Here is a 13,117-nt window from a genome sequence, read left to right on the forward strand (position 1 = left end):
ATTACGGCGCCAAACATTGCGACCGACAACTCAACCGGCAGGTGCGCGTCCGCCGAGGTGGACCGAAAATGCGCAGGCGAAAAAAAAGCGCCCGGAGGCGCATTTCTTCTTTTTGCCGACTGGCACTGGCCGCTGACGCTACCAATACCACGCTGCCCAATACACAGCGTATGGCGGAGCATTTACAGATCGTCGTCCGGCTCTTCCGCCTTCAACGGCTCACCCGCGCGGCGATCGACCCGCTCGCGCAATTCCTTGCCCGGCTTGAAGTGCGGCACGTACTTCTCAGGCACCAGCACTTTTTCGCCCGACTTCGGATTGCGCCCGACGCGGGAAGGACGGCGGTTCAGGCCGAAGCTGCCGAAACCTCGAATTTCGATGCGATGACCTTTGGCAAGCGCCTCAGACATCGCATCAAGCATCGTCTTCACCGCGAAATCCGCATCTTTTAGGACAAGTTGCGGAAACCGCGTAGCCAGTTGGGCGACCAATTCCGATTTGGTCATACTGCAGCAGACCTCTCAAGAAAACGCCGAGCCGCCCCCAAGGTTTTCCCCGCAAAGGGATACCTGCCGCGCAAGACGGCAGGTTCGGGGGCGTTCCTCAATTACTGGTTCTGACCGTCGAGCTTGGCCTTCAGCAGTGCGCCGAGGTTGGTCGTGCCGGTAGCAGCTGCGCTGGAATCCGACGAAGCCAGGCCGCGGATCGCTTCCTGTTGCTCAGCCGAGTCCTTCGCCTTGATCGACAGGTTGATGCCACGCGACTTGCGATCGATGTTGATGATCATCGCGTTGACCTTGTCGCCTTCCTTCAGCACGTTGCGAGCATCTTCCACACGGTCTTGTGCGATTTCCGAAGCGCGCAGGTAGCCTTCGACTTCAGCCGACAGCTGAACCACTGCACCCTTCGCGTCTACCGTCTTGACCACGCCGTCGACGATCGAGCCCTTGTCGTTCATTGCAACGAAGTTGCTGAACGGGTCGCCTTCGAGCTGCTTGATACCCAGCGAAATGCGTTCCTTCTCGACGTCGATGCCGAGAACGATCGCTTCCACTTCGTCGCCCTTCTTGTACTTGCGAACAGCTTCTTCGCCCGTTTCCGACCACGACAGGTCCGACAGGTGAACCAGACCGTCGATGCCACCCGGCAGACCGATGAAGACGCCGAAGTCGGTGATCGACTTGATTGCGCCTTGCAGCTTGTCGCCCTTCTTGAAGTTGCGGCTGAAGTCGTCCCACGGGTTCGGCTTGCACTGCTTCATGCCGAGGCTGATACGGCGGCGGTCTTCGTCGATTTCGAGAACCATGACTTCGACTTCGTCGCCCAGCTGAACAACCTTCGACGGTGCAACGTTCTTGTTCGTCCAGTCCATTTCCGACACGTGGACGAGGCCTTCGATGCCCGATTCCACTTCGACGAATGCGCCGTAGTCGGTGATGTTCGTGACCTTACCGAACAGGCGCGTGCCCGACGGGTAACGACGCGAGATGCCTTCCCACGGATCGTCGCCGAGTTGCTTGATGCCCAGCGAAACGCGGTTCTTTTCCTGGTCGAACTTGAGGATCTTCGCGGTGACTTCCTGGCCAACCGACAGAACTTCGCTCGGGTGACGCACACGACGCCATGCGATGTCGGTGATGTGCAGCAGGCCGTCGATACCGCCGAGGTCCACGAACGCGCCGTAGTCGGTGATGTTCTTCACCACGCCTTCCACGATCGCGCCTTCCTTCAGCGTTTCGAGCAGCTTTGCGCGCTCTTCGCCCTGGGTTGCTTCGATCACGGCACGGCGCGACAACACGACGTTGTTACGCTTGCGGTCGAGCTTGATGACGCGGAATTCGAGCGTCTTGCCTTCGTACGGGGTCGTGTCCTTGACCGGACGCGTGTCGACCAGCGAACCCGGCAGGAACGCGCGGATGCCGTTGACCATGACGGTCATGCCGCCCTTGACCTTGCCCGTGATCGTGCCGGTCACGAGTTCGTTGTTGTCGAGAGCTTTTTCCAGCGACAGCCACGAAGCCAGACGCTTCGCCTTGTCGCGCGACAGGATCGTGTCGCCATAGCCGTTTTCCAGCGCGTCGATCGCGACGGAAACGAAGTCGCCCGCCTGCACTTCTACCTCGCCCGCGTCGTTCAGGAACTCTTCGAGCGGGATGTAGGCTTCGGACTTGAGACCAGCGTTGACGACCACGAAGTTGTGGTCAACACGCACGACTTCGGCGGAGATCACTTCGCCGGCGCGCATGTCTTGCTTGGTCAGCGACTCTTCGAACAGAGCCGCAAAAGATTCGGTATTCGGGGTAGAGGTTTGCAGGTCGGACATAAAAATCAAAATTTGCATGGTTCTCGCGCTGCCCGGCTGGCCGGACGGTCAGCAACTACGGCAAGAATGCGAATGCCACGCGGGGTTAAAGGGTTAATACAACGCTTCGCGACCATCGCGAAGCACCAACACACAATGGAACTACGACTGCGGCCGCGCATTCATGTGCGACCGATGCTCGATGCATTCCAGTCACGCCTGCGGAACCAGGGCTTCGTACCATTGGACTACCTGCTCGACCGCCTGATCGACCGATAAGGCGGACGTATCGAGCAGCTTTGCATCCGCTGCGGGCTTAAGCGGCGCGGCTGCGCGCTGACTGTCACGCTCGTCGCGCTCGCGCAAATCCCGGAGCAAGTTATCTATGTTAGCAGAAAAGCCTTTTTGTATCAATTGCTTATGCCGCCGCGCCGCGCGGGCTTCCACGCTGGCCGTCATGAACACCTTGAGCACGGCGTCCTGGAAGATGACCGTCCCCATATCGCGACCGTCCGCGACGAGGCCCGGCTCCTTGCGAAACGCCCGCTGGCGCGCCACCAGCGCGGCCCTCACCGGGGCATGCACGGCGATCGCGGAAGCGCGGCTGCCCACTTCCTCGGCGCGAATGTCCGCCGAAACGTCCACTCCGTCGAGCTGAGCGAGGCCTTCGCGAAACGTGATATGCAGGTCGTCGATCAGCTTTACAAGGGCCTCGACGTCGTCCGCCGCAACGTTGTAGCGAATGCTGGCGAGCGCGGCGAGGCGGTATAGCGCGCCGCTGTCGAGCAGGTGGAAGCCGAGGCTCGCGGCAACCAGCGCGGCCACGGTGCCTTTACCGGAGGCACTCGGGCCGTCGATCGTAATGACGGGCGTCTGGTGAAAGGGACGGATCGGTTTCATCGAAAAAGTCGCACGTCAGGCGATTCGCACAGGAATCAGGGTTGGGCAAGCGCGGTGAAGCGCTCGAAATAATCGGGAAATGTCTTGCCGACGCACTTCGGGTCGTTGATCCGGACCGGCACGCCGCCGAGACTCACGAGCGAAAAACACATTGCCATGCGGTGATCGTCATAGGTGTCGATCGACGCGTTCGGAATCAGTTTCTCTGGCGGCGTGACCACGAGGAAGTCTTCGCCCTCCTGCACCTTCGCGCCGACCTTGCGCAGTTCGGTGGCCATTGCCGCGATCCGGTCCGTTTCTTTCACGCGCCAGCTCGCAATGTTGCGCAGCGTGGTCGTGCCGTCGGCGAACAGCGCGGCAACCGCTATGGTCATGGCGGCGTCGGGGATCAGGTTGAAGTCCATGTCGATCGGCTCGAGCTTGCCGCTGTCGTGGCCGACGCCGCGCACTTCGATCCAGTCCTCGCCCATTTGCAGATTCGCGCCCATCTTGATGAGCGCATCCGCGAAGCCGACGTCGCCCTGGATGCTTGAACGGCCGACGCCCTCTACCTTCAGCGGCCCGCCGCCGAGCGCGCCCGCCGCGAGGAAATAGGACGCCGACGACGCGTCGCCCTCCACCATGATGGTGCCCGGCGATTGATAACGCTGCCCCGCCGGCACCACGAACTGATGCCAGCCATTGCGCTTGACCTCGATGCCAAAGCGCGCCATCAGCTTGATCGTGATATCGATATACGGCTTGGAAATGAGTTCGCCGTCGACCTGAACGGTACTCACGCCGCTTTCGGTGCGCAAAAGCGGCAGTGTCATCAGCAGCGACGTAAGGAACTGGCTGGAGACGTCGCCGCGCACGCGGATCGGCGCCTCGGCGGAAATCTGCGCCGGACGGATTCGCAGCGGCGGAAAGCCTTCGTTTTCTTCGTAGTCGATTCTCGCGCCGATCTGTCTTAGTCCATCGACCAGATCGCCGATTGGCCGCTCGTGCATGCGCGGCACGCCGTGAATGCGGTAGTCGCCGCCATTCACCGCGAGTGCCGCGGTCAGCGGACGAACCGCCGTACCGGCATTGCCGAGGAACAGATCGGCCGTGCGCGCCGTGAAAGCGCCGCGCGTGCCGGTCACGACGCACGTGTCGCCGTCGCGCTTCAGACGCACACCCAGCTTTTCGAGCGCGTCGAGCATCACGCGGGTGTCGTCGGAGTCGAGCAGGTTCATGATTGTCGTTTCGCCTTCGGCGAGCGCCGCGAGCAGCAGCACCCGATTCGAAATGCTCTTCGAGCCAGGCAAACGAACCGTGCCGGACGCACGAGAAAATGGTCCGAGATCGAGGAATTCCATGATTGAGTCCAGTTTCCGGTTATTTGGACGCGTCGCCCGGCGCGCCGCCGCCCGCGCGTTGTTCCTGCCATTCGGTACGCGCGAGACGAGAGCGGGCAAACACGGCTTCGAGCGCGGCGCCGTCGGCAGCCTCGATAGCCGTGCGCAGACGCGCTAGCACCGCAGAGTAGGCGTCGAGTTCGTCAAGCAGTGCAACGCGGTTGGCGATGCAGACGTCGCGCCACATTTCCGGGCTCGACGCGGCAATTCGCGTGAAGTCGCGAAAGCCGCCCGCGGCGAACGAAAATTTCAGTGCGGCATCGGGCGAATTGAGAATCTGCTCGACGAGCGCGAACGACAATACATGCGGCAAATGACTGACCGACGCGAACACGCGGTCGTGCTGCCCGGGCGCCATGTCGCGCACGAGCGCGCCAGTCGCGCGCCACATCGCCGCGATGCGCTCGACGGTAGACGGCGCATTCTCCGGCAACGGACACAGTACGACATTGCGGCCTACATACAGGTCCGGCAACGCGGCCTCGACACCGCTCGCCTCGCGCCCGGCAATGGGATGCCCCGGCACGAACTGGCCGATGCGCGCGCCCAGTGCGGCACGGGCAGCGGCCACAACGTCGGATTTGGTGCTGCCGGCGTCGGTCACGATCGTATCTGCGCCGAGAAATGGCGCAATGCGTTCAAGAAGCGGCTGCGTCTGGGCAACAGGCGCCGCGAGCAACACGACGTCGGCGCCCGCAAGCGCTTCGCGCAGCGCGGCGTCGTCGGTCAATGCCGCCGCACTATCGATTACGCCGAGTTCGACCGCGCGCCCGGTCGACGCAGCCGAGCGGCCCACGCCAATTACCGTCCGCGCACCGTCCGCTTCGCCGCGCTCGCGCAGTGCGCGCGCAAGCGATCCGCCGATCAGGCCGACACCAAAAATCACCAGCTTGTTAAAAGAAAACGCGGCCACGTCGGTCACACAAAAAGCGCGCCTTTCATATCGACGAGGCGCGTGGGTCAAGGTTTGCCGCCTAAGCGGTGGCGAGGGTTTTTTCGAGTGCGGCGATGAACGCTTCGTTTTCTTCCGGCAGTCCGATCGTGACGCGCAGCCACTGCGGTAATCCGTAGTTGCCGACCGGACGCACGATCACGCCCTGCTTCAGCAATTCGATGTTCACGCGGTTGCCGGACGCGTCGTCATTGCCGACGCGCACCAGCACGAAATTGCCGTCGGACGGCACGTATTCGAGGCCGAGCTTCTCGAACGCTTCGGTCAAACGGCGATAACCCTGCGCGTTCAGCGCCGCGCTTTTCTCCAGGAACGCCTTGTCGTTGAGCGCGGCGATCGCTGCGGCTTGCGCGAGCGTGTTCACATTGAACGGCTGACGCAGACGGTTCAGCAAGTCGGTCAACTCCGGTTGGGCAATCGCAAATCCGACACGCAAGCCCGCGAGACCGAACGCCTTCGAAAACGTGCGCGACACGAGCAGGTTCGGATAACGGCGCACCCATTCGATGGAGTCGTAGCGCTTTTCCGCGGGCAGATATTCCGTGTACGCCTCGTCCAGAACCACTGCCACGTTGCGCGGCACCTTGTCGAGAAACGCTTCGAGCTTTGAACCTTCGATAAACGTACCGGTCGGGTTGTTCGGATTGGCGACGAAGATCAGGCGCGTGTCGTCGGTGATCGCGGCCAGCATCGCGTCGAGATCGTGCCCATATTTCACAGCCGGCACCACGATCGCACGCGCGCCGAGGCCTTGCGTGGCGAGCGCGTAGACTGCGAACGAGTACTGCGCGTAAATGATCGACTGCCCTTTCTCGACGAACGCATGCGCGGCAATTTCGAGAATGTCGTTGCTGCCATTGCCGAGCGTGATCCAGTCCGACGGCACGCCGTAGCGCTCGCTCAGTGCGGCCTTCAGCTCGAACGCATTTGCATCGGGATAGCGGCCCAGTTCGCTCGCGGCTTGCGCCATCGCACGTTTAGCGGACTCCGGCATGCCGAGCGGGTTCTCGTTCGACGCGAGCTTTACGATGTTCGCTTCGTCCAGCCCGAACTCGCGCGCCACTTCAGAAATGGGCTTACCGGCAATGTAGGGCGCTATAGCGCGTACGTAAGAAGGACCGAAGGACGTTGTCATGAAATCTCCGAACGATTATTAGAAAAGTCGCGGCCAGCGCTCCGGCCCACTGTCTGCGTGAGCTTACTCGCCGACCGTTGACCGTTAGCGCGCACGCGGATACGAGCCGAGAATCTTCAGAAATGCTGCCTTCTGGCCAAGCTCTTCAAGCGCGGCAGCTACAGCCGGATCGTCGCGGTGGCCCTCGACGTCGATATAAAAGTAGTACTCCCACGTACCCACGCGCGCTGGCCGCGATTCGAAGCGGGTCATCGAGACGCTATGACGCGCGAGCGGCTCCAGCAGCTTGAACACGGCGCCCGGCTCATTTGCCACCGACACGATCAGCGACGTCTGGTCGTGTCCGCTCACGCCTGTGCGTTCCTTGCCGATCATGACGAAGCGGGTGCGATTGTGCGGGTCGTCCTGAATCAGCGCATAGGCGACTTGCAAGCCGTAATGGGTCGCAGCGCGGTCGCCCGCGATCGCCGCGACGGTCGGATCTTCCGCCGCCATACGCGCGGCTTCGGCGTTGCTCGACACCGCCTGGCGCTCCAGATGCGGCGCATTGGTCGCGAGCCAGCGCTGACATTGCGCGAGCGCCTGCGCGTGCGCACACACGCGCGTGACGCCCGCAAGGCCGCCATTCAGCGTCAACAGATTGTGATGAATCGGCAACGCAAGTTCGCCGCCAATGGCCAACTGAGTTTGCAACAGCAGATCCAGCGTGCGCGATACCGCGCCTTCGGTCGAATTCTCGACAGGCACGACGCCGAATTCGGCGGCGCCTGCTTCGACCGAGCGGAACACTTCGTCGATCGACGGACACGGCAGCCCCTCGATCGATTGACCGAAGTACTCGTGCATGGCCTGCTCGCTGTAGGTGCCCACCGGCCCGAGGTAAGCCGCCTTGATTGGCTTTTCGAGCGCCCGGCTGGCCGCCATGATCTCGCGCCAGATCGCGCTGATATGCTCGCTCGCGAGCGGCCCCTCGCTCATGTCCTGCAAACGGGCGATCACCTGCTGCTCGCGCTCGGGGCGAAACACCGGCGCGTTGAAATGCTTTTTGACCTCGCCGACTTCGAGCGCCACCGCGGCGCGCTGATTGAGAAGCGCGATCAGCTGCGCGTCGAGCGCGTCGATGCGTTCGCGAAGAGGTTTGAGTCGGTTATTGAGTTCGTCGTCCATGCGTGAAAACGGTCCTGCCGATAGCTGCTGAAAAAAAAGCGTGCTGGAAAGGATACGCGCGCCGAATGCCGAAGCACTCAAGCGCTGCGCTGTTCAAATTCCTTCATGTATTCGACAAGCGCTTTGACGCCTTCGAGCGGAACGGCGTTGTAAATCGACGCCCGCATGCCGCCGACGGACTTGTGGCCCTTTAGCTGCACCATTCCCCGCGCTTTCGCGCCGGCGAGAAATTCTTCATTGCGCGACTCGTCGGCGAGGAAGAACGGTACGTTCATCCGCGAACGCGAGCTACGCTCGACTTTGTTCAGATAGAAGCTGCTCGAGTCGATCGTGTCGTACAACAGCTTGGATTTCTCGAGATTACGCGCCTCGATTGCAGCGAGGCCGCCCTGCTTTTTCAACCATTTGAACACCAGCCCCGCGATGTAGATCGCATACGTGGGCGGCGTGTTGTACATGGAATTGTTCTCGGCGACGATCTTCCATTCGAACGCCGACGGGCAAATGGCCTGCGCGCGATCCAGCATGTCCTCGCGTACGATCACCACCGTCACGCCGGCCATGCCGATATTCTTCTGCGCGCCACCAAACAGCACGCCGTATTTGGCGATGTCCATGGGACGCGACAGGATGTGAGACGACGCGTCCGCCACCAACGGCACGTTGCCGAGATCAGGAATCTCGAATGTCTCGACGCCGTGGATCGTTTCGTTCGTGCACAAATGCACGTAAGCCGGATCGTCCGACATTTGCCACTCGGAAAATGCGGGCGCGCGCGTGAAACCGTCAGCCGTCTCGCCGCTTGCCGCAACGTGCACGGTGCCGTACTTCTGCGCTTCCTTCAGTGACTTTTGCGACCACGAACCCGTGACGACGAAGTCGGCGCGCGGCTTCGAACCGAGCAGATTCATCGGCACGATTGCGTTTTCGCCGAGACCGCCGCCTTGCAGAAACAGGATGCGGTGGCTCGCCGGCACGGCCAGCAACTCGCGCAGGTCGAGCAGCGCTTCCTCGTGGATCGACATGAACTCTTTCCCACGATGGCTCATCTCCATCACGCTCATGCCGCTGCCTTGCCAGTCGAGCATCTCGTTGGCTGCCTGACGCAGCACTTCTTCGGGCATGGCCGCCGGACCGGCGGAGAAATTAAAGACGCGCATCGTGAGATCCTGAAAGCGGCGCGAAAACGGAAGATCGCGCACGAGTCGACGAAGAGGCCGCCGCGAAAAAAAGCTGCTGAACCGGCTAGATTTATTGGCAGACGAGAAACGCTGTGTCGATCTGCAACGCGGCGATCAAAACGCAGCAGGCTCCGCAATCTCGCGCCAAAAAATAATGGCCATTTGCGCACACGCGCAAACGGCCATTATCGCACTGTCCCCGCGAACCCGCCAAACCGGCGGCCCTGTGAGGGGCCGCCACTGGCGCGCGAGCGCAGTCTTCGCCCGAGGCTTTACTTAGCCGGCTTGACCGAAGCGACTTCCTTGTCAGCCTGGTCACGCGTCGCCTTGATCGATTGCGGCATGTACTTTTGCATCAAGCCGTTGACGACGTCGCGGCCCACCTGGTCTTGAACCTGGATGAACTTGCGGCCCGTCGGGCTCTTGTAGAACGTGGTCAGATCTTTGATTTCCGACGTGCTGTAGTACTTTGCGTAAGCATCGTACTGAGCTTGCATTGCGTCCTGGCGGAAGCTGTCCGTCGCGAAGACCTGGCCTGCGCCGTCAACCAGCTTCGGCACTGCGTTCTTTTGCAGCGTCGGGACGGAAGCCTGCTTCTGCTTGTCCGTCATCGTCTTGTTCTCGCTCAGCGCGTCCGAAAGGATAGCCGGGACCAGCTGCTTTGCCTGCATTTGCGCGCTGTTACCGATTGCGCCAACGAGCTTCTGCGCGTCGATTGCGTCCAGCAGGTCCTTGATTGCAGCCTGCTTGGCCGGATCAACCGGTGCTGCGGCAGCAGCCGGAGCCGACGGAGCCTGGCTCTGAAGCGCTTGAGCCATTGCAAACGTCGGCACGAGGGCAGCCAGCAACGCCAGTTGTTTAAATCGTTTCTGCATCATTACTCCCTAATAGAAATTGACTTGAACTGCTTGCCGCGCAGAAAGCATGTCGGCCCGACACACTATTGTTTCCTGCGCGGCTTTCAACCGGTTAACGAATGCACAAGCCTGCGACGCAGGTCAGGCGGCACCGCCGTCTTCAACGTCGTTGCTGCCGTCGGCGGGACCTTCGGCGTCGCCTTCCACATCGACGTCTGCTTCTGCTTCGGCAACCTGTTGCAGACCTGAAAGCTTGGTCCCTTCGTCAAGGCTGATGAGTGTAACACCTTGGGTTGCACGGCCCATTTCTCGAATTTCCGACACGCGCGTACGGATAAGCACGCCCGTATTGGTGATCAGCATGATCTGCGCTTCCTGATCGACCAGCGTGGCCGCAACGACCTTGCCGTTGCGCTCCGACGTCTGGATCGCGATCATGCCCTTCGTGCCGCGACCGTGACGCGTGTACTCGGTGATCGGTGTGCGTTTGCCGAAGCCGTTTTCCGTGGCCGTGAGCACCGACTGCTGCTCGTCGCCCGCCACCAGCAACGCGATCACGTTCTGGCCGTCTTCGAGTTGCATGCCGCGCACGCCGCGCGCCTCGCGCCCCATTGGCCGCACGTCGTTTTCGTCGAAGCGGACCGCCTTGCCGGAATCGGAGAACAGCATGACGTCGTGTTGACCGTCTGTGATAGCCGCGCCGATCAGGTAATCGCCGTCATCGAGACCGACCGCGATAATACCCTTGCGCAACGGTCGGCTGAAGGCTTCGAGCGGTGTCTTCTTTACCGTTCCTAACGCGGTGGCCATGAACACGAATTTGTCGGCGGAAAATTCCTTAACCGGCAGCACGACCGTGATCTTCTCGCCTTCCAGCAGCGGGAACATGTTGACGATCGGACGACCGCGCGAGTTCCGCGAACCTTGCGGCACTTCGTAGACCTTGACCCAATACACGCGGCCGCGGTTCGAGAAGCACAGAATATGGTCGTGCGTGTTCGCGATGAACAGCGTGTCGATCCAGTCGTCTTCCTTCATGGAAGTCGCCTGCTTGCCGCGACCGCCGCGCTTCTGGGCGCGATATTCGGACAACGGCTGCGATTTGACGTAACCGGCGTGCGACATGGTCACGACCATTTCTTGCGGCGTGATCAGATCTTCGGTGTTCAGCTCCGTCGCGTTCAGCTCGATCTTCGAGCGACGCGCGTCGCCGAATTCCGACTTGATCGACGTGAGTTCGTCGACGATGATCGCCGTAATCCGCTCCGGGCGTGCCAGGATGTCCAGCAGATCGGCAATCTGCGCCATGACGTCGCGATACTCACCAATGATCTTGTCCTGCTCGAGGCCGGTCAGGCGCTGCAGACGCATCTGCAGAATTTCCTGAGCCTGCGTGTCGGACAAACGGTAGAGGCCGTCCGACTGCATACCGAAGGACGGATTCAATCCGTCAGGACGATAGGCTTCGCGGCCACCGGCCGACGCGTTTTCCGTTTCGGCGCGCGACAACATTTCTCGCACCAGGGAGGAATCCCACGGACGCGCCATCAATTCCTGCTTTGCGATCGGCGGAGTCGGCGCGGCCTTGATGATCGCGATGAACTCGTCGATATTGGCGAGCGCAACGGCGAGACCCTCGAGCACATGCCCACGTTCGCGAGCTTTGCGCAGTTCATATACAGTGCGCCGCGTCAGCACTTCCCGGCGATGCGACAGGAAGCACGACAACATCTCCTTCAGATTCAGCAGCTTCGGCTGGCCGTCGACCAGCGCGACCATGTTCATGCCGAAAGTGTCCTGAAGCTGGGTCGCCTTGTACAGATTGTTCAGGACGACTTCCGGCACTTCGCCGCGCTTCAACTCGATCACGACGCGCATACCGCTCTTGTCGGACTCGTCGCGGATGTCGGAAATGCCTTCCAGCTTTTTCTCGTTGACGAGTTCGGCAATACGCTCGAGAAGCGAGCGCTTGTTCACCTGATACGGCAATTCGTCGACGATGATCGACATGCGCTGGCCACGATCGATCTCTTCGAAGTGCGTCAGCGCGCGCATTACCACGCGGCCACGGCCGGTGCGATAGCCGTCGCGCACGCCCGCCACGCCGTAAATGATGCCGGCGGTCGGGAAATCGGGGGCCGGAACGATCTCGATCAGTTCGTCAATCGTGGCTTCCGGGTTCCTGAGCAGGTGCTGGCACGCGTCGACAACCTCGTTGAGGTTGTGCGGCGGAATGTTGGTCGCCATGCCGACCGCGATACCCGACGAGCCGTTGATCAGCAGATTGGGAATACGCGCGGGCAGAATGGCCGGTTCGTTCTCGCTGCCGTCGTAGTTCGGCGTGAAGTCGACCGTTTCCTTGTCGATGTCGGCGAGCAGTTCGTGGCCGATCTTGGCCATGCGGATTTCGGTGTATCGCATGGCCGCGGCGTTGTCGCCGTCGACCGAACCGAAGTTGCCCTGGCCGTCTACGAGCATGTAGCGCAGCGAAAAGTCTTGCGCCATCCGGACGATGGTGTCGTATACAGCCGTGTCGCCGTGCGGGTGGTACTTACCGATGACGTCGCCGACGATACGCGCCGACTTCTTGTACGCGCGGTTCCAGTCGTTGTTCAGTTCGTGCATCGCGTAAAGCACGCGCCGGTGGACCGGCTTCAGGCCATCGCGAACGTCAGGAAGCGCACGCCCTACGATCACGCTCATCGCGTAATCGAGATACGAACGGCGCATTTCCTCCTCTAGGGAGATTGGCAGAGTCTCTTTGGCGAATTGATCCATTATCCGTATCTTTTACGTGCGAAGGCGACGGGAAGACGGCGCCTTCGCGTAAGCATTGCAGGCGCAACGCATCACGCGATTCTAACATGCCGGTCATCCGCGCCCGGCAGTCGCACGTATACCTATTAGCGAGTGCTAGGTAAAGGCGTCAGAGCGGGGTTCAAATGCCCCATATCCGGGCCGGCCAGGCTCGATTAATGCGTGCGGCAATTTCGCGCTCAGCCATGACTGGCGGGACGCTCCGGGCGATCGGTTCTGTTGCGCATGCACCACAATTGGAAGGCGTTTTGATCGGGGGCGGATTTTTTTATCGTCGGAAGGGAACGATATGGCAAAATGCCAACGCACAAAGAGTCAGACACTGCTCGAAGTCTACACACAGCGTTTTTTGTTTGGCACCAATGTTATACTTCGAGCAATGTATGACTTGTCTTCGTCAACAGGCTCGCAGTAAACCTGCGGTAAT

At 61.0% G+C, this 13,117-nt stretch carries 10 protein-coding genes; all 10 read right to left on the reverse strand.

Annotated features, from left to right (window positions below; translation table 11 throughout):
- Positions 1-182: 182 nt before the first annotated feature.
- The 10 genes from OH764_RS12730 to gyrA all read right to left on the reverse strand — a co-directional run bounded on the left by OH764_RS12730 (position 183) and on the right by gyrA (position 12,651).
- Positions 183-506 (reverse strand): integration host factor subunit beta, encoded by a 324-nt coding sequence (locus OH764_RS12730; protein WP_006050255.1) that lies wholly within the window; start codon positions 504-506, stop codon positions 183-185.
- A 101-nt stretch (positions 507-607) separates the two neighbouring features.
- Positions 608-2,341: a 30S ribosomal protein S1 gene (rpsA, locus tag OH764_RS12735; RefSeq protein ID WP_121315383.1), complete on the reverse strand. Its 1,734-nt coding sequence runs from the start codon at positions 2,339-2,341 to the stop codon at positions 608-610.
- Between the two features lie 174 nt (positions 2,342-2,515).
- Complete coding sequence (cmk, locus tag OH764_RS12740) at positions 2,516-3,202, reverse strand: (d)CMP kinase (RefSeq protein WP_088175316.1); 687 nt, start codon at positions 3,200-3,202, stop codon at positions 2,516-2,518.
- A 35-nt stretch (positions 3,203-3,237) separates the two neighbouring features.
- Positions 3,238-4,542, reverse strand: a complete 1,305-nt coding sequence (gene aroA, locus OH764_RS12745) for a 3-phosphoshikimate 1-carboxyvinyltransferase (RefSeq protein ID WP_498847041.1) — start codon at positions 4,540-4,542, stop codon at positions 3,238-3,240.
- A 19-nt stretch (positions 4,543-4,561) separates the two neighbouring features.
- Positions 4,562-5,503, reverse strand: coding sequence for a prephenate dehydrogenase (locus tag OH764_RS12750; RefSeq protein ID WP_498847042.1), 942 nt, complete (start codon positions 5,501-5,503; stop codon positions 4,562-4,564).
- A 52-nt stretch (positions 5,504-5,555) separates the two neighbouring features.
- Positions 5,556-6,668 carry a pyridoxal phosphate-dependent aminotransferase gene (gene hisC, locus OH764_RS12755; protein WP_498847043.1) on the reverse strand — a complete coding sequence of 371 codons (1,113 nt, stop codon included), beginning with the start codon at positions 6,666-6,668 and terminating at the stop codon, positions 5,556-5,558.
- A gap of 84 nt (positions 6,669-6,752) precedes the next feature.
- A complete protein-coding gene (pheA, locus tag OH764_RS12760) occupies positions 6,753-7,835 on the reverse strand; it encodes a bifunctional chorismate mutase/prephenate dehydratase (RefSeq protein ID WP_498847044.1) in 1,083 nt (360 codons plus the stop codon).
- A gap of 77 nt (positions 7,836-7,912) precedes the next feature.
- Positions 7,913-8,995, reverse strand: coding sequence for a 3-phosphoserine/phosphohydroxythreonine transaminase (serC, locus tag OH764_RS12765; RefSeq protein WP_498847045.1), 1,083 nt, complete (start codon positions 8,993-8,995; stop codon positions 7,913-7,915).
- Between the two features lie 293 nt (positions 8,996-9,288).
- Positions 9,289-9,891: a DUF2059 domain-containing protein gene (locus OH764_RS12770; RefSeq protein ID WP_027776416.1), complete on the reverse strand. Its 603-nt coding sequence runs from the start codon at positions 9,889-9,891 to the stop codon at positions 9,289-9,291.
- 123 nt (positions 9,892-10,014) lie between these two features.
- On the reverse strand, positions 10,015-12,651 hold the full coding sequence (gene gyrA / locus OH764_RS12775) for a DNA gyrase subunit A (protein WP_027804785.1): 2,637 nt from the start codon (positions 12,649-12,651) through the stop codon (positions 10,015-10,017).
- Positions 12,652-13,117 lie beyond the last annotated feature (466 nt).

The sequence above is a fragment of the Burkholderia sp. M6-3 genome, from assembly GCF_050858985.1.
GTDB classification, from domain to species: domain Bacteria; phylum Pseudomonadota; class Gammaproteobacteria; order Burkholderiales; family Burkholderiaceae; genus Paraburkholderia; species Paraburkholderia caledonica.